Genomic DNA, 23,713 nt, shown 5'->3' with positions numbered 1-23,713 from the left:
AGGCCGGTACGGGGTCCGGGGCGAGGCCCCCCGGGGTCGGGAAAGGAAGGGGCGGCAGGGGCGGAGGTACCTAGGACGCGAACAACCGCACCCCCCACGCCGCATGCTCCTCCGCCGCGATCTCCATCAGCGGCGCAGAAGCCGCGGGCAGCACCTCGACCCCGCACTCCACGACCGACCGCGCCGCCTCCACGGCCCGGTCGACCGTCCGGTCCACCTCGGCCGCCGTCCGCGCCAGCACCCCCGTCGCATCGAACGGATCGAGGCTGAGCAGCCGCACCGTCGCCGTCGCCGGCCCGCTGACACTCTCGTACGCCGCGCAGTACGCCGCGTCGACCGGCCCCAGCCCCGCCGCCCGCGCGGCGAGCCCGAGCACCACCGGCTGGTGGGCGCCCTTGGGGAACTCCCGTGCCAGGGCGTCCAGTTCACCCGAGGGCCAGGTGGCGCGGGCGGCCCGTAGCAGCTGCCGCCCGAGCCGACGGGCGGCGGTCCGCAGCGCGGGCGAGGGCGTCCGGGCGTCCGCGGCCCCGTCCAGCGCCACCGGATCGGCACCGAGAGCGGCCGCCGCCGCGAGCGAGGCCGCGACCAGCCCCGTGGTGTGCAGCCGGCCCCGGCAGAAGGTCTCCAGGCTCGCGGCGTCGGTGACCCGCCCGGCTTTCACCGCCGCCTCGGCTCCGCCGGAGTGGGCGTGCCCGCCGGCCGGGAAGCGGCCGTCGGCCAGGACGAGGAGTGCTGCTCTCGACATGACGCCCGGCCTCAGAACAGGAAGTAGCGCTGTGCCATGGGCAGTTCCACGGCCGGTTCCGCCTCGACCAGCTCCCCGTCGATGTGTACGGCGAAGCTGTCCGGGTCGATCACCACCTCGGGCCGGGCGTCGTTCTCGCGCATGTCGGCCTTGGTGACGCCGCGCGTCGAGGCGATCGCCACGTATCGCTTGCCGAGCGGCAGCCGCTCCGGCAGCCCGCCCTCGAGCGCCGCGTCGGCGACGAAGTTGACCGAGTTGGCGGCGGGCGCGCGGCCGATCGCCCCGAACATCGGCCGGGGCAGGACCGGCTGCGGGGTCGGGATGGAGGCGTTGGCGTCACCCATCTGCGCATAGGCGATCTGCCCGCCCTTGAGCACCAGCAGCGGCTTGACGCCGAAGAACGCCGGTTCCCACAGCACCAGGTCGGCGAGCTTGCCGGTCTCGACCGAGCCGATCTCGCGGGCGAGGCCCTGGGCGAGCGCGGGGTTGATCGTGTACTTGGCGACGTAGCGGCGTACGCGGTGGTTGTCGGCGCCGCCGTCGCCGGGCAGTGCGCCGCGCTGCCTCTTCATCGCGTGGGCGGTCTGCCAGGTCCGCATGACCACCTCGCCGACCCGGCCCATCGCCTGGGAGTCGGAGGAGATGATGGAGATCGCGCCCAGGTCGTGCAGCACGTCCTCGGCACCGATGGTGGACGGCCGGATCCGGGACTCGGCGAAGGCCAGGTCCTCGGGAACCGCCGGGTTGAGGTGGTGGCACACCATCAGCATGTCGAGATGTTCCTCGGCGGTGTTGACGGTGAACGGCCGGGTCGGGTTGGTGGAGCTGGGCAGTATGTGGGGCTCGGAGACCACGGTCATGATGTCGGGTGCGTGTCCGCCGCCCGCGCCCTCGGTGTGGTAGGCGTGGATGCCCCGGCCGCCGATCGCGGCGAGGGTGTCGCCCACGAATCCGGCCTCGTTGAGGGTGTCGGTGTGGATGGCGACCTGGACGCCGGTGCGGTCGGCGACGGTGAGGGCCGCGTCGATGGCGGCCGGGGTCGCTCCCCAGTCCTCGTGGATCTTCAGCCCGACCGCCCCGCCCCGGATCTGGGACAGCATCGCCTCGTGGGAGACGGTGTTGCCCTTGCCGAGCAGGCCGACGTTGACGGGATGGGCCTCCATCGCCTCCAGCATCCGGGCCAGATGCCAGGGGCCCGGAGTGACGGTGGTGGCCTTGGAGCCCTCGGCCGGGCCGGTGCCTCCGCCGACCAGGGTGGTGATGCCGGCGGCGAGCGCCTCGTCGGCGATCTGCGGGCAGATGAAGTGGACATGGGCGTCGATGGCCCCGGCGGTCAGGATGCGGCCGTTGCCCGCGATCACCTCCGTCTCCGGGCCGATGACCAGGTCGGGGTGGACGCCGTCCATGGTGTCGGGGTTGCCGGCCTTGCCGATGCCGGTGATCCGGCCGTCGCGGATGCCCACGTCGGCCTTGACGACGCCCCAGTGGTCGACGACGACCACGCCCGTGATGACGGTGTCGGGGGTGCCGTCGGCCCGGGTGGCCCGGGACTGGCCCATGGACTCCCGGATGACCTTGCCGCCGCCGAACACCGCCTCCTCGCCGGCGAGCCCGGGGCCGCCCGCGCGGTCCTCCTCGATCTCGATCAGCAGGTCGGTGTCGGCGAGCCGGATGCGGTCGCCCGTGGTCGGGCCGAACAGGTCGGCGTAGGCGGCGCGGGAGATCTCAGGCATCGAGGGCGCCTCCGGTCTCCCCGCGCAGTCCGGGCACGACGCGGGCGCCGGCCACGGGGACGAGCTCGACCTCGACCGGGACGCCGGGCTCGAAGCGTACGGCGGTGCCGGCGGCGATGTTGAGCCGCTTGCCGTGGGCGGCTGCGCGGTCGAACTCCAGGCCGGGGTTGGCCTCGGCGAAGTGGTAGTGGGAACCGACCTGGACGGGCCGGTCGGCGGCGTTGAGCACGGTCAGCCGGGTGACCACGCGGCCCTCGTTGTAGACGATCGGCGGGTCGGCGTACAGGATCTCTCCGGGAATCACGGCAGCAGCCCTTTCACACGAGCGGTCACGCGACGGGGTCACACGATCGGGTCGTGGACGGTGACGAGCTTGGTGCCGTCCGGGAAGGTCGCCTCGACCTGCACGTCGTGGACCATCTCCGGGATGCCGTCCATCACGTCGTCGCGGGTGAGCAGCTTGCGTCCGGAGGACATCAGCTCGGCGACGGTGCGGCCGTCCCGGGCGCCCTCGAGGATGTGCGCGGTGATGAGGGCGACGGCCTCGGGGTGGTTGAGCCGCAGGCCGCGGGCCCGGCGCTTCTCGGCGACGTCGGCGGCCACATGGACGAGCAGCCGTTCTTGTTCGTGCGGGGTCAGTTGCACGTCCCACCTCACAGTCCTCGCTCCGGACCGTGGGGGTCCGGTTGCCGCGGCTACCGGGCCACGCCCCTGGTGTCCGGGGTCCGCAGGCTAGCTGCACCGGGTTTCGGTCACGTTAACCCCGCGGACGATCACGATCGTTGCTCAGGGCTACTTTCTTGATCGTTCCTTTGCACGCTCATCAACGCCCGCAGACCGTCCCGCAGCGTCTCCTCGGGCACCGGACCGAACAGGGCGAGCTGCGCCGCGAACCCCTGCACAAAGGCGATCATCACTCGGGCCATGGCGTCGGCGTCGGCGTCGGCGGGCATCAGCCCCGCCTCCTTGTACGCCTCGACCAGCAGCCGCCAGGACCCGCGGACCACGGCGAACCCGTCCCGCAGCACGGCCGCCAGCTCCTCGTTGCGCACGGTCTCCGCCCAGACCTGCAGCATCAGCCGGGGGAACATCCAGGTGCCGTCGGCCAGCAGGGTCGGCCGCTCCTGCTGCAGCTGCGCCATGGTCCGGGGGATCAGCACATCGGGGGTGGGCGGCGGGGTCTCCCGAGCGGCCCGCTCGTACACCTCCCGCACGGTGCCGAGCACCTCGGCGACGATGGCCCCGATGAGCTCGTCCTTGCCGCTGAAGTAGCGGTAGACCGCACCGGCGGACAGATCCACCTCTTTCAGGACGTCCTGCATGGACGTGGCGTGGAAGCCGTTCCGGGCGAAGCAGAGAGCGGCGCCGTCGAGGATCTGACGGCGGCGGGCGTCGAGGTGCGCCTGGGATACGCGAGCCATGGTGGTGAATGTAAAACGAACATTCCTTCTTGACAAGGAACCGGAGTGGCGCGACGGTGGGGGCACATCCAAAACGAACGATCCTTCTTTTTACGGAGGGGTTTCCATGACCACATCGCCGGCCGGCCGTCGCGCCGTCGCCGTCGCGCTCCTGATTCCGGCCCTGATCGCGCTGGCCCTGTGGGCCTTCGCCTGGCCGGCCGCCCGCACCGCGCCCCGCGATCTGCCGCTCGGCGTGGCCGGACCGGCTCCCGCCGCCGCCCAGGTCGAGGAGCGGCTCGCCGGGCAGGGCGACGCCTTCGAGGTCCACCGCTACGCCGACGAGTCCGCCGCCCGCGACGCCATCGAGGACCGCACGGTGTACGGCGCACTGGTCGTGACCGGGCAGGGCCCGAAGCTGCTCACCGCCACAGCGGCGGGCCCCGCCGTCGCGCAGCTGCTGCAGCAGGCGGCGGAGCAGATGTCCGCCACCGGCGCCCGGCCGCAGACGGTCGACGTGGTGCCGGCACCCGCCGGGGATCCGCGCGGCTCCGGTCTGGCGTCCAGCGTGCTGCCGCTCGCGCTGGCCGGGATCGCCACCGGTGCCGCGGTGAGCCTGCTCGGCCTGCGCGGGATGCGCGCGGTGGCCCTGCTCACCGGTACCGCGGCCCTGGTCGGCGTGGTTGCCGCCGGGATCGCGCACAGCTGGCTGGGGGTGACCACGGGGAACTGGTGGGCGGTGGCCGGGGTGCTCGGACTGTCCACGCTGGCCGTGGCCGGGGCCGTCGCCGGGCTCGGTGCGCTGCTCGGCCGGCCGGGCATCGGACTCGGCTCGTTCCTGGTGATGCTGCTCGGCAACCCGTTCTCGGGCGCGGCCTCGGCACCGGAGCTGCTGCCCGAGCCGGTCGGCGCGATCGGTCAGTGGCTGCCGCCGGGCGCGGGTGTCTCGCTGCTGCGCTCGGTGTCGTTCTTCGACGGGGCGGCGGCCGCCGGCCCGGCCCTCACTCTGGCCTGGTGGGCCGCCCTCGGCCTGGGCGCGGTCCTGCTCGGCGGTGCGCTGCGGGACCGCAATCGCCCCGCCGCGGCCACCGCCGACCGCCGGCCGGCGCCGGTCGGCTGACCCGGCGTGCCGTCATGCTCCGGCCGTGCGCCGCGCACCGCGGTCGAGGAGCGGCGCGCGCCCGGCCGGACGCATGCCGCGCGCGGGCCGGCTCAGGACGGGGCGGCGCCCCGGTGCTCCGCCGCGATACCGAAGCGCTGCCGCGGGCGCTCGCGCGGCGCCGCGGTGGCATCGCGTACGCCGGAGACGGAGGTGGCCACCTGCTCGCCCGGGGGCTCCGGGCCCTCCTCCAGGCGCTCGAGGTCGGCGGCGGAGACCAGGGCGACCAGAGGCTTCCCGTGCCGCGTCACGACGACGCGCTCACCGCCGTACACCACGCGGTTGATCAGATCGGCGAGCTCAGCCCTGGCTTGCGTCACCGGAATCTCGTAGGCCATGACCCCAGCTTACGGCGGGAGTCGGGGCGGCCCGGCTGCGCTGTTCCGCCCCGGGGAGCACGATGGGGGCGGGACACGTGTACGGCGCGGGCCGCGGGAGGTCTCCATGGCAGGCGAACCGTCGTTCTTCGAACTCGGCGTGGCCGACCCCGAGCGGGGGCGGGTCTTCTACGGCGCCCTGTTCGGCTGGGCCATGGATCCGGGACCCACCGGGCGCGGTTACACCCTCGGCACCGGCGGACTGCCGGGCGGTATGCACGGCGGGGACGCGGGGGCCTCGCCGTATCTCTTCTTCCGGGTCGACGATCTGGAGGCCGCGGCGGCCCGGGTGCGGGAGCTGGGAGGGTCGGTGGAGAGCATCGGCGGCGAGGGCGGGGAGGACCCGGAGTCGGCGGGCCGGTTCGGCCGGTTCATGCTCTGCCGGGACGACCAGGGATCGGCGTTCGGGCTGCACGAGCCGCCGGGGAAGCGCTGACCGGACACGTCGGCCGTCCGCTGCGGGCGAACCCCGGATCCCTCGCCGTTGATACGTACGTCCTGTACATTTTTTGTGGAGCGCAGCCGATTCCGCCGCCAGGAGGGTTCGCCATGTCCCGACCGTCCGCCCGTCATGTCCTGCCCGAGTTCACGGAGCGCACGGGCCTCGGGACCCGGACGACGGATCCGTACGCGAAGCTCCTGCAGGAGCGGATCGTCATCCTCGGCACGCCGATCGACGACGTCTCGGCGAACGACGTGATGGCGCAGTTCATGCATCTGGAACACCAGGCCCCGGACCGCGACATCGCCCTGTACATCAACTCCCCCGGCGGCTCGTTCAGCGCCATGACGGCGGTCTACGACACGATGCGGTACGTGACCTGCGACGTGGAGACGACCTGCGTGGGCCAGGCCGGCCCGGCCGCGGCGGTGCTGCTGGCCGCGGGCACCCCGGGCAAGCGGTCCGTGCTGCCGGACGCGCGGGTGGTGGTCCACCAGCCCGCGCTGACCGGGCCGGTCCAGGGGCAGACCAGTGATCTGGCCATCCAGGCGGAGGAGTTGACGCGCATCCGCGCCCGGCTCGAGGAGCTGCTCGTCCGGCACACCGGGCGCAGCCCGGAGCAGGTCCGCGCAGATCTGGAGCGGGAGACGGTCCTGGACGCCCGGCAGGCACTGGAGTACGGCCTGGTGGACCGCGTCGTGGCCAGCCGCAAGGGCGCCCGCCCCACACCGGCCGCGGGGTGAGCCCCCGATGCTGCCGCCGGAGCTGCCGCCGCTGCCCGCCCTGACCCGCGCGGAGGCCGAGCTGATCGACCGGTACCTCGACGTCGTCGATCTGGTGGGCCGGATCAACCCCGCCCACGACGGCGACACCTACCGCGGACTGCGCGCCGCCCAGGCCCTGGTCGGCCGCGCCGCGGCGCTGCGCGACGCGCTGGAGGTGATGCACCGGCGCGGCGAGACGCGGCTGCACGCCGCCACGCTGGCGCGTGCTCTGCGCGTGCTGGACGGCGAGCGGCGCGCGGCGCGGGTGGCCCTGCCGCAGCCGCGGGCTGAGTGACGCGGTTGCACGGTCCGAAACGGACCAAACGGCGTACCCCCTTTCGGCGGAGAATCACCTCTTTTTTCGGCACGGTCGCGGTTGCGCGCCGGGTATGCGCGGGACCGGTGCCGGTGGTCTCCGTAGCTGGTTGGGCCGTGGCCCGGTGCATCGGTGCGGCTTCGGACATCCTGGCGTCCCCCCGAACGGACGCGTGGCGCGTAACAACACGACCCCCCTGTCCCACTGGGATTTTCCGACCGGGGTGCAGCAAGATCCGTGACTGACGACAAGACCTCGCCGCAGCGGCGGGGCGATCCGGGCGGACGCCGAGTCCTGCCGCCGCCCGGATGACCGGTCGACAGGAGTGGATCGGCAGGAGTGGAGGACCCGAGCACGTCGGGTCGCCGGAACGGCCGTCTCTCGTCCGAGGGGCACCGGGCCGAGCAGCCCTTGGGGTGAAGCCGCACCCGTGCGGCCGGGCAACTTCGCCAGCCCGAATCCGACAGGTCATCCTTCACAGGCGGCTGACGAAGGGTTGCGCATGACCGCGCTCAATCGTGTCCCGCACTTCCTGGCCCGGGCCGGTACCGCCTCGGCCCTCACCCTCGCCGCCGTGGGCGGCTCCGTCGTGGTCCCGGGCGCCGCCTCGGAGGCCTCCGCCGCGGCCGTGGCGACCAGGGCCCTGCAGGTGGCCGCGTCCAAGAAGGGCTCCCCGTACCAGTACGGGGCCACCGGCCCGTACCGCTTCGACTGCTCCGGGCTGACGCTCTACTCGTTCAAGAAGGCCGGCAAGCGGCTGCCGCGCACCGCGGCCCAGCAGTACAACCGGACCCGGCCCGTCTCCGTCCGCCACCGCAAGGCCGGGGACCTGGTGTTCTTCCACTCGGGCCGCAGCGTGTACCACGTCGGCATCTACGCCGGGAAAGGCCGGATCTGGCACGCCCCGAAGACCGGGGACGTGGTGCGGCTGCAGAAGATCTGGACCAGCAGCGTCCTGTACGGGCGCGTGCGCTGACCCCGGGTCCCGGGGGCTGACGGCCCGTCCGGACGGCTGCCGTCACCCCCGGGGCTGGCCTCCTGCGGCGACCGGCTCGGTGGCCGGGGCCGCCCACGGGAGTTCGATGGACACGGTCTTGCCGCCCTCACGGGTGGGCCGGACCCGCAGTCTGCCGCCGCACTCGGCGGCCAGCCAGCGGATGATCACCATGCCCCGGCCGTTGTCCTGCTGCACCGCCGCGGGCAGTCGCTTGGGCAGACGGGGGTGACTGTCCGTCACCCCGATGTGCAGGCGTTCGTCCCGGTCCAGGACGACGTCCACCGTGAACGTGGGCGACTGGCCGAGGGTGTGCTGCACGGCGTTGGTCGCGAGCTCCGAGACGATGAGCCGGATCGTCTCGGAGACCTCGGTGTCCGCCGGCAGTCCCCACTCCGCCAGGGTGCCGACCACATAGCCGCGGGCCGCGGAGACCGAGGCGGGATCGCTCGGCAGAGTGACGGATGCTTCCAGATGGTCTGCCATGGCGACGTCGTCCCTTTCCCACGGGACCGCAGTCCGACACGGAGCGGATGGTTCGAGTACGGTCCCGGACTGGTGCTTCGCCCGCCAGACTGCCATCACCACGCCGGTGAAGGGCGGCGATCCGCCAAGATATGCATATATCTGTCGCTCGAAGCGGTGAAATCTGCGACGGCAGACCGTATGTGGGCGGCTCGGAAGGACTGGAAGGAATGGCCCATGGAGCACGGTCCCGTGGTGCGCCGCCGGAAGCTGGGTGCCGAACTGCGCGCGCTGCGCACCTCGGCGGGCATCACCAGCGGTGAGGCTGCCCGGATGGTGGGCTGGCACCAGTCGAAGGTGAGCCGGATCGAGACGGGCACGAGCGGCTCGAAACCCGCCGACGTACGGTTACTGCTGGACGCCTACCGGGTTTCCGACGCCCAGCTCCGGGAGCTGCTGCTGACGCTGGCGGGCGCCGACGGCGACGGCGGCCGGCACCACTGGTGGCACGCCTACCGCGGGGTGCTGCCGCCCACCTACCGGGACTTCATCAGCCTGGAGTCGCAGGCGAGCGCGATGCGGACCCTGGAGACCACCGTGGTGCCCGGGCTGCTGCAGACGCCGCGGTACGCCCGGGCGGTGACCCGTGCGGCGGCGGACGGGCTGCCGGACGAACGGCTCGACGCGCTGGTGGAGGTGCGGCTGGCCCGTCAGGACGTACTGCGTGGGAGTCCGCCGCTACGGCTGAGCGCGGTCCTGGACGAGGCGGTGCTGCGCCGGGAGGTCGGCGGGCCGGAGGTGATGGCCTGCCAGCTCCAGCGGCTGGTCGAGGCGGCACGGCTGCCGCATGTCCGGCTCCAGGTGCTGCCGTTCACCGCGGGGGCGCATATCGGCGTCACCGGACCTTTCGTAATCTTCTCATTTTCGAGCACTTCTGATCTGGACGTGGTTGTTCTCGACCACTTGACGAGTAGCCTCCATCTCGAACGGAAAGAAGACCTGGAGGCCTACACCGAGGCCTTCAACGCCCTTCGACACCACGCCCTTTCGCCCGACGACTCGTTGGAATTCATCGCCGCGACAGCGGCCGGCGCGTAAGGAGGCACCATGACAGCACTGCCTCGCAACGTCACTTCCGGTACCCGACCGCACGAGGTGCGATGGCTGCGCAGCAGCTACAGCACCGGAGCGAACAACTGCGTCGAGACGGCCCGGCCGGCGGCCGGCCCCTGGGCCGGACTGCTCGCCGTGCGCGACTCCAAGGCACCGTCCGGACCCGCCCTGCTCTTCTCCCCCGAGAGCTGGACGGAGTTCACGGCGGCGCTCCGCGAGGGCTAGACCGCCCTCCGGTGACGCCCGGCCGTGCCTCGCCGACTCATGGCCGCGTGTCGCCGATCACCCGTACAGCGCGTTCGATCTGGTCCCCGGACAGATCCGCACGGGCCGTCAGCCTGAGCCGTGAGATGCCGTCGGGCACGGAGGGAGGACGGAAGCATCCCACGGCCAGGCCGGCGGTTCGGCAGTCGGCCGCCCAGCGCACGGCCGCCTCCGGGGACGGCGCGCGCACCGAGACGACCGCGGCGTCCGGACGGACCGCCTCCAGGCCGGCACCGGTGAGCCGCGCGTGCAGTTCCGCCGCCACCTCGCGCGCGCGTGCCGCCCGCCCGGGCTCCCGGCGCAGCAGCCGCAGCGCCGCCAGGGCCGCCCCCGCCGGGGCAGGGGCCAGCCCCGTGTCGAAGATGAACGTCCGGGCAGTGTTGACCAGGTGGTCGATCACCCTGGCCGGCCCCAGCACGGCACCGCCCTGGGCCCCGAGCGACTTGGACAGCGTCACCGTGACGACGACGTCGCCGGCGCCCGCCAGGCCCGCGGCCTGCGGGGCTCCCCGGCCGCCGTCGCCGAGCACGCCGAGGCCGTGGGCGTCGTCGACGACCAGCCCGGCGCCGTGCGCACGGCACGCCTCGGCGAGCGCGGCCAGCGGTGCGGCGTCGCCGTCGACGGAGAACACCGTGTCGGAGACGGCGACGGCGGGCCCGTCGTGCGTCTGAAGTGCCTTGGCCACCGCCTCGGGGTCCGCGTGCGCCACGACCTGGGTGGCGCCGCGGGCGAGCCGGCAGCCGTCGATCAGGGACGCGTGGTTGCCTGCGTCGGAGATCACGAGGGAGCCGTGCGGGGCCAGCGCGGTCACCGCGGCGAGATTGGCCGCGTAGCCGGAGGAGAACACCAGCGCCGCCTCGAAGCCGCAGAAGGCGGCGAGTTCCCGCTCCAGCTCGGCGTGCAGCCCGGTGGTCCCGGTGACCAGCCGGGAGCCGGTCGCGCCGGCGCCCCAGGTGCGCGCCGCCTCCGCGGCGCCCTCGGTGACCTCGGGATGCCGGGCCAGGCCCAGGTAGTCGTTGCTCGCCAGGTCCAGCAGCGGGGAGTCGGCCGGGCGCGGGCGCAGGCTCCGCACGAGGCCCGCGCGGCGGCGCAGCGCCGCCTGCTCGTCGATCCAGCCGAACGCCATGGGCCGATCCTCCCCCGGAGAGTTCGTGAGCGTGGTTTTGTAGGCAGTGCACAGACACTAGCGCCACGACGGGCCGCGCACGGTGTGGCGATACCCACACGGTGAACCGCCGGTGTTGTGCGAAGTCTCCTTGGCCCGGGGCCCTTGTGTAGGACAGGATCGGCTCTCATGGACCTGTTGAACACGCTGGTGGACAAGGGGCTGCGGCGCGAGCCGCCGACCCGCGAGGAGGCGCTGGCCGTCCTCGCGACTTCCGACGACGCTCTGCTCGATGTGGTGGCCGCGGCCGGCAAGGTGCGCCGGCACTGGTTCGGCCGGCGGGTGAAGCTCAACTATCTCGTCAATCTCAAGTCCGGCCTCTGCCCGGAGGACTGCTCCTACTGCTCCCAGCGGCTCGGCTCCAGGGCCGAGATCCTCAAGTACACCTGGCTCAAGCCGGACCAGGCCTCCGAGGCCGCCGCCGCGGGCGTGGCCGGGGGCGCCAAGCGGGTGTGCCTGGTGGCCAGCGGGCGCGGGCCCACCGACCGGGACGTGGACCGGGTGTCGGACACCATCAAGGCCATCAAGGAGCAGAACGAGGCGGTCGAGGTGTGCGCCTGCCTCGGGCTGCTCTCCGACGGCCAGGCGGAGCGGCTGCGCGCGGCGGGGGCGGACGCCTACAACCACAATCTGAACACCTCCGAGGCGACCTACGGCGACATCACCACCACCCACACGTACGCCGACCGGGTGGACACGGTCCACAAGGCGCACGCGGCCGGGCTGTCCGCCTGCTCCGGGCTGATCGCCGGGATGGGCGAGAGCGACGACGACCTGGTCGACGTGGTGTTCTCGCTGCGCGAGCTGGACCCGGACTCGGTTCCGGTCAACTTCCTGATCCCGATGGAGGGCACCCCGCTGGCCGGGGAGTGGCATCTGACCCCGCAGCGGTGCCTGCGCATCCTGGCGATGGTGCGGTTCGTCTGCCCGGACGTCGAGGTGCGCATCGCGGGCGGACGCGAGGTCCATCTGCGCGCGATGCAGCCGCTCGCCCTGCACCTGGCCAACTCGATCTTCCTGGGCGACTATCTCACCAGCGAGGGCCAGGCCGGCCGGGCGGACCTGGAGATGATCGCGGACGCCGGTTTCGAGGTGGAGGGCGCCGGCCAGGTCACGCTTCCGCAGCACCGGGCGGCGGCCGGGGGCGGCTGCGGCTCGCACGGAGGCGACGGCGGGGGCTGCGGCTCGCACGAGACCGACGCCGCGGGCGCGGGGTGCGGCTCGCACGCGGGCGGCGGGGTCTGCGGCACCGCTCCGGCCGCCGGGCGGCCCGAGGAGCCCCGCACGGACCTGGTCTCCGTACGCCGCCGCGGCGCCGGAACGGACCTCGCGCCCAATGCCTGACCCGGACCTGAGCGTGGACGCGCTGCTGGCCCTGGACCGGCGGCACGTCTGGCACCCGTACGGCCCGATGCCCGGCCGGCAGGACCCGCTCGTCGTGGAGTCGGCGAGCGGGGTCCGGCTGCGGCTCGCCGACGGCAGCGGCGAGCTGGTGGACGGCATGTCGTCGTGGTGGTCGGCGATCCACGGCTACAACCACCCGGTGCTGAACGAGGCGGCGCGCGGGCAGCTGGAGCGGATGAGCCACGTCATGTTCGGCGGGCTCACCCACGAGCCCGCCGTGCGGCTGGCGAAGCTCCTTGTCGACATGTCACCGGAGGGCCTGGAGCACGTGTTCCTCGCCGACTCCGGCTCGGTGTCGGTCGAGGTGGCGGTGAAGATGTGCCTGCAGTACTGGCGCTCGCTGGGCCGCCCCGGCAAGCAGCGTCTGCTGACCTGGCGCGGCGGCTACCACGGCGACACCTGGCAGCCGATGTCGGTGTGCGACCCCGAGGGCGGCATGCACGAGCTGTGGAGCGGGGTACTGCCCCGCCAGGTCTTCGCGGACCCGCCGCCCGCCGCGTACGAGGAGACCTACGCCGAGCATCTGCGCGCGCTCGTCGCCCGGCACGCGGACGAACTGGCCGCGGTGATCGTCGAGCCGGTGGTGCAGGGCGCGGGCGGGATGCGGTTCCACTCCCCCGCCTATCTGCGGGTGCTGCGCGAGGCGTGCGACGCGCACGACGTACTGCTGGTGTTCGACGAGATCGCGACCGGCTTCGGCCGCACCGGCGCGCTGTTCGCCGCCGGGCACGCGGCCGTGACGCCGGACGTGATGTGCGTGGGCAAGGCGCTGACCGGCGGCTATCTGACGATGGCGGCGGCTCTGTGCACGTCCCGGGTGGCGGACGGCATCTCACGGGGCGAGGTGCCGGTGCTGGCCCACGGCCCGACGTTCATGGGCAATCCGCTGGCCGCGGCCGTCGCCTGCGCGTCGATCGAGCTGCTGCTCGGCCAGGACTGGCGTGCCGAGGTCAAGCGGATCGAGTCGGGGCTGCGCGAAGGGCTGACGCCCGTGGCCGGGCTGCCGGGCGTCACGGACGTGCGCGTGCTCGGTGCGATCGGCGTGGTGCAGCTGGACCGCGCGGTGGACATGCGGGCCGCCACCGCCGCGGCGGTGCGCGAGGGCGTGTGGCTGCGGCCGTTCCGTGATCTGATCTACACCATGCCGCCGTACGTCACCAGTGACGCGGACGTGGCACGTATCGCCCGCGCGGTGTGCGCGGCGGCGCGGGAGGGATGAGATGCCGGTACTGGTGATCACGGGCACGGGCACGGAGGTCGGCAAGACGGTGGTGACCGCCGCCGTGGCCGCGACCGCGCTGGCCGCCGGCCGGTCGGTGGCCGTGCTGAAGGCCGCACAGACCGGTGTACGGCCGGACGAGCCCGGCGACGCCGAGGAGGTCGCACGGCTGGCCGGTGCGGTGACCGCGGCGGAACTCGCCCGGTACCCGGAGCCGTTGGCGCCGGCGACGGCGGCCCGCCGGGCCGGGCGGGCGCCGGTTCACCCGGAGGAGGTGGCCGAGACCGCGGCCAAGCTGGCCACCGAGCACGACCTGGTGCTGGTGGAGGGGGCGGGCGGACTGCTGGTGCGGTTCGACGCGGCGGGCGGCACGCTGGCGGATGCCGCCGTCCTGCTGCGGGCGCCGGTGCTGGTGGTCGCGGCGGCGGGCCTGGGCACCCTGAACACCACCGAGCTGACGACGCGTGAGCTGCGGCGCCGGGGGCTGGAGGTGGCCGGTGTCGCCATCGGCAGCTGGCCGTCCGCGGCGGACCTGGCCTCGCGCTGCAACCTCGCCGACCTGCCGGACGTCGCCGGGGCACCGTTGCTCGGCGCGGTACCCGACGGGGCCGGTGCCCTGGCTCCGGAGGCGTTCCGCGCGGCGGCACCGCACTGGCTGGCGCCCCGTCTGGAGGGGACCTGGGACGCGGAGGCGTTCCGGGTGCGGCAGGCGCCCTGAGAGGCGCGCCGGGGCGCCTCCCGGCGGGGGCCGTCGTGCACCCGCCCGGCGCGTCCGGGAAGGGCACCCCGGCGGCCGTCGGCGGGTCCCGTCGACCGGAGCGGACGCGGCTGTACGCGCCCGGCAACGGTTGCGGACCGGGGAAACCGATGCGGGGGCCGAACGGCGGAGCGTGGCCGGGGGTGCGGTGGCGCCGGGCGGGGGACAATCGCGGTAAGGCGCCATCCGGCGAGGGAGGTCCCATGCCGTTCCGTTCCGACCGCTCCGTCCGTACGGCCCGTTCCGGCACGGTGCCGCACGACGCCGTGCACCACCCGGTGTTCGCCCGCTACTACGCCCGGTTCAGCGCCGGCGCCGAGAGGCGGATGGGCCTGGGCGCGCTGCGCGACCGGATGCTGGCCGGGCTGTCCGGCCGGGTGATCGAGATCGGCGCGGGCAACGGTCTGAACTTCGCGCACTACCCGAGCGCCGTCTCCGAGGTCGTCGCCATCGAACCGGAGCGGTATCTGCGGCAGTTGGCCGTGGAGGCGGCGCTGCGCTCGGAGGTGCCGGTGGACGTGGCGCCGGGCGCGGCCGAGGCACTGCCGGTCAAGAGCGAGGCGTTCGACGCGGCCGTGCTGTCGCTGGTGCTGTGCAGCGTCCGCGATGTGCCGCGGGCCCTCGGCGAGCTGCAGCGGGTGCTGCGGCCGGGCGGTCAGGTGCGGTTCCTGGAGCACGGCCGGGGCGGTGGCCGGGTGATGACCTTCACCCAGCGGGCCATGGACCGGACGGTGTGGCCCGCGCTCTCCGGCGGCTGCCATGTCTCCCGGGAACCGGTCGCCGCGCTGCGGGCCGCCGGGTTCACGCTGGGCCCCTACCGGCGGCTGCTGGTGCCGGAGCACGGGCCGCCGCTGCCCAGCTCGTACTGCGCGCTGGGGACGGCCTGGCGGCCGGTCCAGTGACGGCGGGGCCCGGGGGCACGGAAGCACTGCGCATCAGGATCAGCGGGTCATCCGCACCAGGCGCGCAGCTCCCGGGCGATGTCGTGGACCGAGGCCTCGCCGCTCTTGACCAGCCGGGCCAGATCGCGGACCTGCTCGGGCGAGGTGGCGACCTTCAGGCCGCTGCCGACCAGATAGGCGTAGGCGACCGCGGAGGCGAACAGCGCGTTGGAGCGCTCCAGCGCGGGCACGTGGATCAGCAGCTGGAGCAGTGCGGCGGCGCGGGCGTGCGGGCTGTCGTAGACGGGGACGTCGAGTATCTCGGCCTGGTGGCGGGCGACGGCGGCGACCAGCGCACCCCAGTCGGTGACCTGGGGGTCTCCCGGGGTTCGCTGCTCGGCGAGCAGCAGCAGCCAGGCCAGATCGATGCGCAGCGGGCTCAAAGGTCAGCGACGGCCCTCGCCGGCCTCTTCGGCGAACACCTTCTCGTACTGCTGCATGAAGTCGGCGGCGGCCTCCACGAACGTCCGGCCGACCTCGCCGGTGTCCTGCCGGACCAGCTCCTCGATGTAGCGGTTGACGCTCATCCCGCGGGCCAGGGCGCGCTCGCGGGCCGCTCGGGCCGTGCCCTCGTCCACCCGCACGTTCAGCTGGGTCTTCGCCATACTCCGAAGCTAGCGCCGGAACGCTAGCACCGGCAAGGGCGGGCGGCAGGGACGTCACCGTGAGTGGCCCCGGCGTCCGTACGGCTGTCCCCGTACCGCTGCCCCCGTACGGCGGCTGCGCCTGGACGGCGCCGCGACACCCGGGACGGATACCCGGTGTGGGACGGGTCACAGTACCCTCGGGCCCAGGCAGTCACCCTGCGAGGCACGCGTCAGGAGGCCGTCGTGTCCCCACTCCCCGCCGAGCACGCGGCCGCGCCGGCACCGGGCGGCGACCTGATCGCGGCCCGCGCCCGCGGGCTGACCAAGGCCTACGGTGCGGGCGAGGCGACGGTGCTCGCGCTGGACGCGGTGGACGTGGACATCGCCCGCGGGCGGTTCACGGCGGTGATGGGACCGTCCGGTTCCGGGAAGTCCACGCTGATGCACTGTCTGGCGGGGCTGGACACGGTGTCGGCCGGACAGGTGTGGCTGGGCGGCACCGAGATCACCGGGCTGCGGGACCGCGAGCTGACCCGGCTGCGCCGGGACCGGGTCGGGTTCATGTTCCAGTCGTTCAACCTGGTCCCCACGCTGAACGCGCTGGAGAACATCACCCTGCCGATGAACATCGCGGGCCGGCGGCCGGACGCCCGCTGGCTGGACCAGGTCGTCGACACCCTGGGCCTGCGCGACCGGCTGCGGCACCGGCCGGCCCAGCTCTCCGGCGGACAGCAGCAGCGGGTGGCCTGTGCCCGGGCGCTGGTCTCCCGGCCCGAGCTGATCTTCGCGGACGAGCCGACCGGGAACCTGGACTCGCGCGCGGGGGCGGAACTGCTCGGCTTCCTGCGGGAGGCGGTCGACGCGCTCGGCCAGACCGTCGTCATGGTCACCCATGACCCGGGCGCCGCCGCCCGTTCCGACCTGGTGCTCTTCCTCGCCGACGGCCGCATCGTCGACACGCACGAGCACCCCACGGCGGAGGCGGTGCTGGACCGGATGCGTCTGTTCGCCGGCCCCGCCGCCGGCCCGACGGGCCCGCCCGCGGACCGTGCCGCCCCACCCGCCCCCGGGCCGCCCGGGTCACCGGGCGAGGACTGACGCCGTGCTCAAGGCGACGTTGCGGAGCTTTCTCGCGCACAAGGGGCGGTTGCTGCTCTCGGCGCTGGCCGTGGTGCTGTCGGTGGCATTCGTCACCGGCAGCCTGATCTTCTCCGACACACTGAGCCGGACCTTCGACCGGCTGTTCGCCTCGACGGCCGCGGACGTCACCGTCAGCCCCCGGACCGGACTGGCCGAGGCGGTCCCGTCGGGCCGTACGGCCACCCTCCCGGCAGCGCTGGCGCAGCGCGTGGCCGGGATCGAGGGGGTCGCCGCGGTGCGTGCCGAGGCAGAGGTCCAGAACATCACGGTCGTCGACGACGCCGACGCGTCGGTGAGCCCCACCACCGGCGCGCCGACGATCGGCACGGCCTGGCAGCCGACCGAACGCAGCCCGGTCGAGCTGACCTCCGGCCATCCGCCGCGCGGGACCGGTCAGGCGGTGCTGGACGCGGAGACCGCGGACCGCGCGGACGTGTCCGTCGGCGACGTCCTCACCGTCGTCGCCCCGCCGGGTTCCTTCCGGGTCGAGGTGGTCGGCATCGCGACGTTCACCACCACCAACCCCGGCGCGGCGCTGCTGTTCCTGGATCCACCGGCCGCGCGGACCATGCTGCTGGGCGATGCCGGGGCGGCCACCGCCCTCGCGGTGACGGGCACGGAGGCCGTGAGCGACGAGGTGCTCAAGCAGCGCGTCGAAACCGCTCTGGGCGCGGGCGCCTACGAGTACCGCACCGCCGCCGAGCAGGCACAGTCCGACGTCGAGCAGCTCGGTGGGTTCCTGGACGTCCTCAAGTACGTGATGCTCGGGTTCGCCGGCGTCGCCGTGCTCGTGGGCATCTTCCTGATCGTCAACACCTTCTCCATGCTGATCGCGCAGCGCACCCGGGAGCTGGGGCTGCTGCGGGCACTGGGTGCGGACCGGCGCCAGGTGCGCCGCTCGGTGCTCACCGAGGCACTGCTGACGGGCCTGGTCGGCGCCACGCTCGGGCTGGCCGCGGGCATCGGCCTGGCGGCGGGGCTGATCGAACTGCTGAACGTCATCGGCATGAACATCAGCGCCGCCGAGATGGTGATCGGCTGGGTGACCCCGGTCGCCGCGTACGCCGTCGGCCTCGGCGTGACCTTCGTCGCCGCCTATCTCCCGGCCCGCCGCGCGGCGGCCGTCTCACCGATGGCGGCCCTGGCCGCGGCCGAGGTGGCCGACGTGGGCCGGCCACTGCACGTGCGGGCCGTGGTGGGCTCCGTGGTCGGGGCGGGCGGTGCGGCGGCGCTGGCCGGGTGCGTGGCGTCGGAGGAGACCGCCTCGGCGGCGTCGCTGCTGGGGCTCGGCGTCGGGCTGACCCTGGTGGCGACGGTGATCGGGGGCCCGCTGCTGGTCCGGCCGGTGATCCGGGTGCTGGGCGGGGCATTCCCGGCGCTGTTCGGTGCGGTGGGCCGGATGAGCCGGCGCAACGCCCTGCGCAATCCGCGGCGTACCGGCGCGACCGCCGCCGCGCTGATGGTGGGGCTGGCACTGGTCGGCGGCATGTCGGTGGCCAGCGCCTCCATCACGGAGTCCTTCGACCGGCGGATCGACCGGACGCTGGGCGCGGACTTCGGCGTGCAGAGCGGACGGTTCGTGCCGTTCCCGTCGGAGATCACCGAGCAGGTGCGCGACACACCGGGCGCCGGGCTGGTGGTGAGGGCGCGGTTCGCGCCGGTGGCGGTGCGGCTGCCGGACGGGCAGCGCGTGGAGACCACGGCCGCGGCCTACGATCCGCGCCTCGACGAGGTCGCCAACATCACCTATGCGCGCGGCGACACGGCGGCGGCGCTGGCGCCCGGGCGGCTGGCCATGGACGCGGACTTCGCGCGGGAGCACGGGGTGCGGCCCGGCACCGTGCTGCCCGTCGAGTTCCAGGGCGGGCGCTCCGCCGAGCTGACCGTCGGTGCACTCACCGACCTGGACACGGCCGAGGGGTTCGGCACCCGGGGCGGGCTGTTCTTCGGGATGACGACGCTGGAACGGTACGCGCCGGGCGGCCAGGAGTCCGCCCTGTACGTCAACGCCGCCCCGGGCACGGGTGACGACGAGCTGCGCGCCGCCCTGGAGCGGACGCTCCAGCCGTATCCGCAGGTGCAGGTGCGGGACCTCGCGGACTACAAGCAACTGGTGCGCGACCAGATCGTCGTGCTGCTCTATCTGGTGTACGCGCTGCTGGGGCTGGCGATCGCGATCGCGGTGCTCGGCGTGGTCAACACGCTCGCGCTGTCGGTGGTGGAGCGGACCAGGGAGATCGGGCTGCTGCGGGCGATCGGGCTCTCGCGGCGGCAGCTGCGGCGGATGATCCGGCTGGAGTCGGTGGTGATCGCCGTGTTCGGTGCGGTGCTGGGGCTCGCCCTGGGGCTGGTGTGGGGCGTGTGCACCCAGCAGGTGCTCGCGCTGCAGGGCATGACGGCGCTGGCGATCCCCTGGGGCACGGTCGCCGCGGTCGTGGTCGGCTCGGCGGTGATCGGCGTGGTGGCGGCCGTGCTTCCGGCGTTGCGCGCCTCGCGCATGAACGTCCTGGAAGCCATCGCGCACGAGTGATCGAGCACCTCGGCGCCGCTGCCGGAAGGTACGACGGGCCGCGCAGACCCAACTCCTTAACGAGAAGACTTTCGCGTTATCAGTATGCGGTGCTACATTGGGACCACTAACGCGAAGTCCCTCGCGTTAGTGGTTACCGAAAGGACCGGCCATGACCAGCCGTACCGCCGACGCCGCCGTGCGCGCCGCCGCCCAGCAGACCTTCCGCGACCACCTCGACCACCTGTCGTCCGGGCGGATCGAGGAGTGGGTGGAGCTGTTCACCGAGGACGGTGTGCTGGAGTTCCCCTACGGACCCGCCGGCTTCCCCCCGTCCGTCACGGGGAAGGCCGAACTCCTCGCGTACATGCAGAACTTCCCCCGGCACTTCGACGTGGAGTTCACCGGCCCGCGGTTCCACGAGACGCTCGACCCGGCCCTCGTCGTCGCCGAGTTCTCCAGTGTCGGTACGGCGATCAGCACCGGCCGGCCCTACCACCAGCGGTACATCTCCGTCGTGGAGACGAGGGACGGGAGGATCAGCCGTTACGTCGACTTCTGGAACCCGCTGGTGGCCGCCGAGTCGCTGGGTGAGGACACCCAGGGCGTCTACACCACGTTCCGGGCCGACGTGCCGTGACAACTAAGCTCGGGGACCATGTCCGACCCCCGCCCCGCCCGCCGCCCCGGTGGCCGAACCGCCCGGATCCGCGCCGACGTCCACCGGGCCGTGGACGAGCTGCTGCGCGAGCAGCCGGCGACCGAGCTGACGATCGCCCGGATCGCCGAACGCTCCGGCGTGCACCTCGGCACCCTCTACCGGCGCTGGGGCAGCGCGGACGGCATCCTCGTGGACGTGGTCGGCGAGCGCCTCACAGCACGCTCGCCCGTGCCCGACACCGGCGACTTCAGCCGTGACATGGAGACCTACGCCCGGGAGGCCGCCGAGGACCTCTCGGGCCCCGAGGGCATCCTCTTCCTGCGCGCCCTCGTCGCGGTCCGCCTCGGCAACGACACCGAGGACGATCTGCCTCCCACGCTCGCCCACCGTTTCGACGAGATGCAGGCCATGCTCGACCGTGCCGCCGCGCGGGGAGTCGACGTGCCGAGCGCACAGGACGTCTTCGAGATCATCATCGCGCCCCTCGTGGCGGGCCTCCTCTTCGGCACCGAACCCAGCGGCCCCGACGCGACCGCCCGCCTCGTCGACCGCCTGCACCGGCTCACCGGGCACCGGGCCGTCGGCTGATCCGGGGCGGGCTGCCCGGGTCGTCGTCCGGATACCGGAATTCCCCCTGCCCGCGCACCCCGCGTGATGGGATCACCGCATGACTGATCCGCGGATCCGCACCGCCGCACCCGAGGACCTGGACGACGTGCTGGCCTTCTGGAAGACGGCCGCGGAAGGCACCAGCATCAGCGACGACCGGGACGGGGTGGAACGGCTGGTCGCCCGGGACCCCGAGGCGCTGCTGCTCGCCGTGCGCGGCAGCGAGCTGGTCGGCACGGTGATCGCCGGCTTCGACGGCTGGCGCTGCCATCTGTACCGGCTGGCGGTGCACCCGGACCACCGCCGGCAGGGCGTCGCCGCCGCGCTGCTCGCCGCCGCCGAGGAACGGTTCGTCCGGCTCGGCGGGCGGCGCGCGGACGCGATGGTGCTGGTGCACAACACGTCGGCGCAGCACGCCTGGCGCTCCTCGGGGTACACGCCCGAGGAGCGGTGGCGGCGCTGGGTGAGGCCGCTGACCGACGGCTGAGCAGCCGCCGCGGCGAATCCTCCGGGGCGCGACAGCGAGCGGTCCGCACCGGTCTGGCCGATCATGGGACGGAGGTGACGCCATGACCGAAGTGCTCCTGCTGCTGGTGGCGATCCTGCTGTCGCTGACCTGCGGTGCCTTCGTCGCGGCGGAGTTCTCCCTGACCACGGTGGAGCGCGGCGAACTGGAGCGGGCCGCGGCGCGCGGCGACCGGGGCGCGGCCGGTGCCCTGAAGGCGGTACGGAACCTGACGTTCGAGCTGTCCGGGGCACAGCTGGGCATCACCGTGACCAATCTGGTCGTCGGCATGCTCGCCGAGCCCTCGATCGCCCGGCTGATCGCGGGCCCGCTGCGCGACCTGGGGGTGTCCGGATCGGCGGCCTCGTCGCTGGCGCTGGTACTGGGCACGGCCATGTCCACGGTGGTCCTGATGGTGGTCGGCGAGCTCGTGCCGAAGAACTGGGCGATCTCCTCGCCGCTTGCCGTGGCCCGGCGGGTGGGCACCCCCATGCGTTGGTTCAGTGCCGTCTTCCGCCCCTTCATCACCCATCTGAACAACACCGCCAACCGCATCGTGCGCAGGTTCGGCGTGGAACCCGCCGAGGAGCTGGCGTCCGCGCGAGGGCCCCAGGAGCTGGCGGCGCTGGCCCGGCACTCCGCCAAGGAGGGCGCGCTGGAGGCGGACACCGCCGAACTCTTCGTCCGGACGCTCAACCTCGCCGACCTGACCGCGGAGAACGTGATGACGCCGAGGGTGCAGGTCATCGCCCTGGAGGACCGGGCGACCTGCGAGGACGTGGCGAACGCGACCCGGGCGACCGGGCTGTCCCGGTTCCCCGTCTACCGGGAGAGCCTGGACGTGGTGGTGGGCACCGCGCACATCAAGGACGTGCTGGCCGTGCCGGCCGAACGCAGGCCCCGGGTCCTGGTCTCCGAGCTGCTGCGCGAGCCGCTGCTGGTACCGGAGTCGCTCACCGTGGACCGGCTCCTCGACCGGCTCTCCGGACGGCGCACGATGGCGGTCGTGATCGACGAGTACGGCGGGATGGCCGGCGTGGCGACGCTGGAGGACATCGTCGAGGAGGTCGTCGGCGAGGTACGGGACGAGCACGACCCGCACGAGACACCCGAGCTGGACCCGGCCGGCACGGACGAGCAGGGCCACGCCCTGTACTGGGCCGACGGTGCGGCACGGGTGGACCGGCTCGCCCGGTTGGGACTGCGGGTGCCTCAGGGGCCGTACGAGACGCTCGCCGGTCTGGTCGCCACCGGGCTGGGGCGGATTCCGGAGGTCGGCGACACCGTGGAGGTGGCGGGCTGGCGGCTGGACGTGGTGGACGCGACGGGCCGCCGGGCCGCCCGGGTGCTGCTGCACGCGCCGCTCGACGACGAACGGCGCGGTGCCGGGGAGGAGGGGAGGGGGCGATGATCGCCGTACAGCTGCTGACCGGTCTGGCGATGCTGGTCCTGAACGCGTTCTTCGTGGGCGCCGAGTTCGCGCTGATCTCGGTGCGGCGCAGCCAGGTGGAGCCGTACGCCGAGGAGGGCGACCGGCGGGCCGGGAGCGTGCTGTGGGGGCTGAAGCACGTGTCCGCCCTGATGGCGGCGGCCCAGCTCGGCATCACCCTGACCACCCTGGTGCTGGGCATCGTCGCGGAACCGGCGATCGCCCACCTGTTGGAGCCGGTCTTCCATGCGCTGGGGGTGCCGTCCGGTGCGGGACACGTGGTGTCGTTCGTGATCGCGCTGTCGCTCGCCACGTATCTGCACATGCTGCTGGGCGAGATGGTTCCGAAGAACATCGCGGTGGCGGAGCCGGTGCGCAGCGCGCTGCTGCTCGGCCCGCCGCTGGTGGCGCTGGCGCGCGCGCTGCGGCCGGTCATCTTCACCATCAACGCCTTCGCCAACGGCCTGCTCAGGCTGCTGCGGGTGGAGACCAGGGACGAGGTCGCGGCGACGTTCACGGACCGGCAGCTGGCCGAGATCGTGAAGGACGCGAGCGAGGCGGGCCTCATCGACGACCGGGCCCAGGAGCGGCTGCACGACGCGCTGGAACTGGGTCGGCGCCCGGTGCGGGACGTGGTGCTGCCGCTGGAGCGCGTCGTGCACGCGCGCGTGGGCATCACGCCGGAGCAGCTGGAGCGGCTGTCGGCGGAGTCCGGGTTCTCCCGCTTCCCGGTGGTGGACGACGGACGGCGGATCGTCGGCTATCTGCACGTCAAGGACGCCCTGGACGCCTCGCCGCGCGATGTGGCGTTCCGGCTGCGCGACATGCGGCCCATCGCCAGGGTGCGGGAGGGCACTCCGCTGGACGACGTGCTGACGGCGATGCGCGGCAGCCGTACGCATCTGGCGGCCGTGCTCGGCACGGACGGGCGGCTGGCGGGCCTGGTGACGATGGAGGACGTGCTGCAGGAGCTGTTCGGGCAGCGCACCTGAGGCACCGGCGCGGGCAGAGGTGG

General features: G+C 73.5%; 28 protein-coding genes and 1 riboswitch. Of the genes, 18 read left to right on the top strand and 10 right to left on the bottom strand.

Features of this window, described 5'->3' with window-relative positions; genetic code table 11:
- Window positions 1-70: 70 nt before the first annotated feature.
- The 5 genes from V5O46_RS10470 to V5O46_RS10450 all read right to left on the bottom strand — a co-directional run bounded on the left by V5O46_RS10470 (window position 71) and on the right by V5O46_RS10450 (window position 3,899).
- On the bottom strand, window positions 71-745 hold the full coding sequence (locus V5O46_RS10470) for an urease accessory protein UreF (RefSeq protein ID WP_332884239.1): 675 nt from the start codon (window positions 743-745) through the stop codon (window positions 71-73).
- Between the two features lie 11 nt (window positions 746-756).
- Complete coding sequence (locus tag V5O46_RS10465; protein ID WP_332884238.1) at window positions 757-2,478, bottom strand: urease subunit alpha; 1,722 nt, start codon at window positions 2,476-2,478, stop codon at window positions 757-759.
- Window positions 2,471-2,782: an urease subunit beta gene (locus V5O46_RS10460; protein WP_332884237.1), complete on the bottom strand. Its 312-nt coding sequence runs from the start codon at window positions 2,780-2,782 to the stop codon at window positions 2,471-2,473. The genes V5O46_RS10465 and V5O46_RS10460 overlap by 8 nt, the downstream gene beginning before the upstream one ends.
- Window positions 2,783-2,820: 38 nt before the next feature.
- Window positions 2,821-3,123: an urease subunit gamma gene (locus V5O46_RS10455; RefSeq protein WP_332884236.1), complete on the bottom strand. Its 303-nt coding sequence runs from the start codon at window positions 3,121-3,123 to the stop codon at window positions 2,821-2,823.
- Window positions 3,124-3,251: 128 nt separating this feature from the next.
- Window positions 3,252-3,899 carry a TetR/AcrR family transcriptional regulator gene (locus V5O46_RS10450; protein ID WP_332884235.1) on the bottom strand — a complete coding sequence of 216 codons (648 nt, stop codon included), beginning with the start codon at window positions 3,897-3,899 and terminating at the stop codon, window positions 3,252-3,254.
- A gap of 106 nt (window positions 3,900-4,005) precedes the next feature.
- On the opposite strand from V5O46_RS10450, the gene V5O46_RS10445 reads away from it, so the two are divergent.
- Window positions 4,006-4,998: an ABC transporter permease gene (locus tag V5O46_RS10445; RefSeq protein WP_332884234.1), complete on the top strand. Its 993-nt coding sequence runs from the start codon at window positions 4,006-4,008 to the stop codon at window positions 4,996-4,998.
- A 92-nt stretch (window positions 4,999-5,090) separates the two neighbouring features.
- Here the strand turns inward: V5O46_RS10445 and V5O46_RS10440 are convergent, their stop codons facing one another.
- Window positions 5,091-5,375 (bottom strand): type II toxin-antitoxin system Phd/YefM family antitoxin, encoded by a 285-nt coding sequence (locus V5O46_RS10440; protein WP_332884233.1) that lies wholly within the window; start codon window positions 5,373-5,375, stop codon window positions 5,091-5,093.
- 106 nt (window positions 5,376-5,481) lie between these two features.
- Here V5O46_RS10440 and V5O46_RS10435 point away from each other — a divergent pair, with 106 nt between their 5' ends.
- From V5O46_RS10435 to V5O46_RS10420, 4 genes are all read left to right on the top strand, one after another.
- Window positions 5,482-5,850, top strand: coding sequence for a VOC family protein (locus V5O46_RS10435; protein WP_332884232.1), 369 nt, complete (start codon window positions 5,482-5,484; stop codon window positions 5,848-5,850).
- 113 nt (window positions 5,851-5,963) lie between these two features.
- Window positions 5,964-6,599, top strand: a complete 636-nt coding sequence (locus V5O46_RS10430; protein WP_332884231.1) for an ATP-dependent Clp protease proteolytic subunit — start codon at window positions 5,964-5,966, stop codon at window positions 6,597-6,599.
- Window positions 6,600-6,606: 7 nt separating this feature from the next.
- On the top strand, window positions 6,607-6,915 hold the full coding sequence (locus V5O46_RS10425) for a hypothetical protein (RefSeq protein ID WP_332884230.1): 309 nt from the start codon (window positions 6,607-6,609) through the stop codon (window positions 6,913-6,915).
- A 374-nt stretch (window positions 6,916-7,289) separates the two neighbouring features.
- Window positions 7,290-7,435, top strand: a riboswitch (cyclic di-AMP (ydaO/yuaA leader).
- Between the two features lie 3 nt (window positions 7,436-7,438).
- Window positions 7,439-7,912 (top strand): C40 family peptidase, encoded by a 474-nt coding sequence (locus tag V5O46_RS10420; RefSeq protein ID WP_332884229.1) that lies wholly within the window; start codon window positions 7,439-7,441, stop codon window positions 7,910-7,912.
- A gap of 42 nt (window positions 7,913-7,954) precedes the next feature.
- Here V5O46_RS10420 and V5O46_RS10415 read toward each other — a convergent pair whose 3' ends face one another.
- Window positions 7,955-8,416: an ATP-binding protein gene (locus V5O46_RS10415; protein WP_332884228.1), complete on the bottom strand. Its 462-nt coding sequence runs from the start codon at window positions 8,414-8,416 to the stop codon at window positions 7,955-7,957.
- Between the two features lie 216 nt (window positions 8,417-8,632).
- Between V5O46_RS10415 and V5O46_RS10410 the strand changes: the two genes are divergently transcribed.
- The gene (locus V5O46_RS10410) at window positions 8,633-9,493 is read left to right on the top strand and encodes a helix-turn-helix domain-containing protein (protein WP_332884227.1); all 861 of its coding nucleotides are present in this window, start codon (window positions 8,633-8,635) and stop codon (window positions 9,491-9,493) included.
- A 9-nt stretch (window positions 9,494-9,502) separates the two neighbouring features.
- Window positions 9,503-9,733, top strand: a complete 231-nt coding sequence (locus V5O46_RS10405) for a DUF397 domain-containing protein (RefSeq protein ID WP_332884226.1) — start codon at window positions 9,503-9,505, stop codon at window positions 9,731-9,733.
- Window positions 9,734-9,770: 37 nt separating this feature from the next.
- On the opposite strand, the gene V5O46_RS10400 is transcribed toward V5O46_RS10405, so the two are convergent.
- The gene (locus V5O46_RS10400; protein ID WP_332884225.1) at window positions 9,771-10,898 is read right to left on the bottom strand and encodes an 8-amino-7-oxononanoate synthase; all 1,128 of its coding nucleotides are present in this window, start codon (window positions 10,896-10,898) and stop codon (window positions 9,771-9,773) included.
- 168 nt (window positions 10,899-11,066) lie between these two features.
- Between V5O46_RS10400 and bioB the strand changes: the two genes are divergently transcribed.
- The 4 genes from bioB to V5O46_RS10380 all read left to right on the top strand — a co-directional run bounded on the left by bioB (window position 11,067) and on the right by V5O46_RS10380 (window position 15,219).
- Window positions 11,067-12,281 carry a biotin synthase BioB gene (gene bioB, locus V5O46_RS10395; RefSeq protein ID WP_332884224.1) on the top strand — a complete coding sequence of 405 codons (1,215 nt, stop codon included), beginning with the start codon at window positions 11,067-11,069 and terminating at the stop codon, window positions 12,279-12,281.
- The gene (locus V5O46_RS10390; RefSeq protein ID WP_332884223.1) at window positions 12,274-13,560 is read left to right on the top strand and encodes an adenosylmethionine--8-amino-7-oxononanoate transaminase; all 1,287 of its coding nucleotides are present in this window, start codon (window positions 12,274-12,276) and stop codon (window positions 13,558-13,560) included. Before bioB ends, V5O46_RS10390 begins: the two co-directional genes overlap by 8 nt.
- 1 nt (window position 13,561) lies before the next feature.
- Complete coding sequence (bioD, locus tag V5O46_RS10385; protein WP_332884222.1) at window positions 13,562-14,278, top strand: dethiobiotin synthase; 717 nt, start codon at window positions 13,562-13,564, stop codon at window positions 14,276-14,278.
- Between the two features lie 242 nt (window positions 14,279-14,520).
- Window positions 14,521-15,219, top strand: a complete 699-nt coding sequence (locus V5O46_RS10380; protein WP_332884221.1) for a class I SAM-dependent methyltransferase — start codon at window positions 14,521-14,523, stop codon at window positions 15,217-15,219.
- Between the two features lie 47 nt (window positions 15,220-15,266).
- Here the strand turns inward: V5O46_RS10380 and V5O46_RS10375 are convergent, their stop codons facing one another.
- A complete protein-coding gene (locus V5O46_RS10375; RefSeq protein ID WP_332884220.1) occupies window positions 15,267-15,641 on the bottom strand; it encodes a fic family toxin-antitoxin system, toxin component in 375 nt (124 codons plus the stop codon).
- Window positions 15,642-15,644: 3 nt separating this feature from the next.
- A complete protein-coding gene (locus tag V5O46_RS10370; RefSeq protein ID WP_332884219.1) occupies window positions 15,645-15,863 on the bottom strand; it encodes a toxin-antitoxin system HicB family antitoxin in 219 nt (72 codons plus the stop codon).
- 225 nt (window positions 15,864-16,088) lie between these two features.
- On the opposite strand from V5O46_RS10370, the gene V5O46_RS10365 reads away from it, so the two are divergent.
- From V5O46_RS10365 to V5O46_RS10335, 7 genes are all read left to right on the top strand, one after another.
- The gene (locus tag V5O46_RS10365; protein ID WP_332884218.1) at window positions 16,089-16,943 is read left to right on the top strand and encodes an ABC transporter ATP-binding protein; all 855 of its coding nucleotides are present in this window, start codon (window positions 16,089-16,091) and stop codon (window positions 16,941-16,943) included.
- 4 nt (window positions 16,944-16,947) lie between these two features.
- The gene (locus V5O46_RS10360; protein ID WP_332884217.1) at window positions 16,948-19,515 is read left to right on the top strand and encodes an ABC transporter permease; all 2,568 of its coding nucleotides are present in this window, start codon (window positions 16,948-16,950) and stop codon (window positions 19,513-19,515) included.
- 151 nt (window positions 19,516-19,666) lie between these two features.
- Window positions 19,667-20,134 (top strand): nuclear transport factor 2 family protein, encoded by a 468-nt coding sequence (locus V5O46_RS10355; RefSeq protein WP_332884216.1) that lies wholly within the window; start codon window positions 19,667-19,669, stop codon window positions 20,132-20,134.
- Window positions 20,135-20,152: 18 nt separating this feature from the next.
- Window positions 20,153-20,743: a TetR/AcrR family transcriptional regulator gene (locus V5O46_RS10350; RefSeq protein ID WP_332884215.1), complete on the top strand. Its 591-nt coding sequence runs from the start codon at window positions 20,153-20,155 to the stop codon at window positions 20,741-20,743.
- A 79-nt stretch (window positions 20,744-20,822) separates the two neighbouring features.
- Entirely contained in the window at window positions 20,823-21,251 is a 429-nt protein-coding gene (locus tag V5O46_RS10345; RefSeq protein WP_332884214.1) for a GNAT family N-acetyltransferase, read from the top strand.
- Between the two features lie 82 nt (window positions 21,252-21,333).
- Entirely contained in the window at window positions 21,334-22,680 is a 1,347-nt protein-coding gene (locus tag V5O46_RS10340) for a hemolysin family protein (RefSeq protein WP_332884213.1), read from the top strand.
- Window positions 22,677-23,690 carry a hemolysin family protein gene (locus V5O46_RS10335; protein ID WP_332884212.1) on the top strand — a complete coding sequence of 338 codons (1,014 nt, stop codon included), beginning with the start codon at window positions 22,677-22,679 and terminating at the stop codon, window positions 23,688-23,690. The genes V5O46_RS10340 and V5O46_RS10335 overlap by 4 nt, the downstream gene beginning before the upstream one ends.
- The last annotated feature ends 23 nt before the right edge of the window (window positions 23,691-23,713 follow it).

The organism is Streptomyces poriticola (assembly GCF_036689765.1).
Lineage (GTDB): Bacteria > Actinomycetota > Actinomycetes > Streptomycetales > Streptomycetaceae > Streptomyces > Streptomyces poriticola.
Note: the sequence above shows the minus strand (reverse complement) of the source record. Positions and strands in the feature narration are given on the sequence as shown.

Coding starts and splice junctions, on each gene's coding strand:
- V5O46_RS10345 (WP_332884214.1), top strand. CDS start 20,823: ATGACTGATCCGCGGATCCGCACCGCCGCACCCGAGGACCTGGACGAC.
- V5O46_RS10335 (WP_332884212.1), top strand. CDS start 22,677: ATGATCGCCGTACAGCTGCTGACCGGTCTGGCGATGCTGGTCCTGAAC.
- V5O46_RS10465 (WP_332884238.1), bottom strand. CDS start 2,478: ATGCCTGAGATCTCCCGCGCCGCCTACGCCGACCTGTTCGGCCCGACC.
- V5O46_RS10450 (WP_332884235.1), bottom strand. CDS start 3,899: ATGGCTCGCGTATCCCAGGCGCACCTCGACGCCCGCCGCCGTCAGATC.
- V5O46_RS10370 (WP_332884219.1), bottom strand. CDS start 15,863: ATGGCGAAGACCCAGCTGAACGTGCGGGTGGACGAGGGCACGGCCCGA.
- V5O46_RS10405 (WP_332884226.1), top strand. CDS start 9,503: ATGACAGCACTGCCTCGCAACGTCACTTCCGGTACCCGACCGCACGAG.
- V5O46_RS10445 (WP_332884234.1), top strand. CDS start 4,006: ATGACCACATCGCCGGCCGGCCGTCGCGCCGTCGCCGTCGCGCTCCTG.
- V5O46_RS10380 (WP_332884221.1), top strand. CDS start 14,521: ATGCCGTTCCGTTCCGACCGCTCCGTCCGTACGGCCCGTTCCGGCACG.
- V5O46_RS10340 (WP_332884213.1), top strand. CDS start 21,334: ATGACCGAAGTGCTCCTGCTGCTGGTGGCGATCCTGCTGTCGCTGACC.
- bioD (WP_332884222.1), top strand. CDS start 13,562: ATGCCGGTACTGGTGATCACGGGCACGGGCACGGAGGTCGGCAAGACG.
- V5O46_RS10435 (WP_332884232.1), top strand. CDS start 5,482: ATGGCAGGCGAACCGTCGTTCTTCGAACTCGGCGTGGCCGACCCCGAG.
- V5O46_RS10470 (WP_332884239.1), bottom strand. CDS start 745: ATGTCGAGAGCAGCACTCCTCGTCCTGGCCGACGGCCGCTTCCCGGCC.
- V5O46_RS10355 (WP_332884216.1), top strand. CDS start 19,667: ATGACCAGCCGTACCGCCGACGCCGCCGTGCGCGCCGCCGCCCAGCAG.
- V5O46_RS10415 (WP_332884228.1), bottom strand. CDS start 8,416: ATGGCAGACCATCTGGAAGCATCCGTCACTCTGCCGAGCGATCCCGCC.
- V5O46_RS10390 (WP_332884223.1), top strand. CDS start 12,274: ATGCCTGACCCGGACCTGAGCGTGGACGCGCTGCTGGCCCTGGACCGG.
- V5O46_RS10420 (WP_332884229.1), top strand. CDS start 7,439: ATGACCGCGCTCAATCGTGTCCCGCACTTCCTGGCCCGGGCCGGTACC.
- V5O46_RS10430 (WP_332884231.1), top strand. CDS start 5,964: ATGTCCCGACCGTCCGCCCGTCATGTCCTGCCCGAGTTCACGGAGCGC.
- V5O46_RS10440 (WP_332884233.1), bottom strand. CDS start 5,375: ATGGCCTACGAGATTCCGGTGACGCAAGCCAGGGCTGAGCTCGCCGAT.
- bioB (WP_332884224.1), top strand. CDS start 11,067: ATGGACCTGTTGAACACGCTGGTGGACAAGGGGCTGCGGCGCGAGCCG.
- V5O46_RS10400 (WP_332884225.1), bottom strand. CDS start 10,898: ATGGCGTTCGGCTGGATCGACGAGCAGGCGGCGCTGCGCCGCCGCGCG.
- V5O46_RS10350 (WP_332884215.1), top strand. CDS start 20,153: ATGTCCGACCCCCGCCCCGCCCGCCGCCCCGGTGGCCGAACCGCCCGG.
- V5O46_RS10425 (WP_332884230.1), top strand. CDS start 6,607: ATGCTGCCGCCGGAGCTGCCGCCGCTGCCCGCCCTGACCCGCGCGGAG.
- V5O46_RS10410 (WP_332884227.1), top strand. CDS start 8,633: ATGGAGCACGGTCCCGTGGTGCGCCGCCGGAAGCTGGGTGCCGAACTG.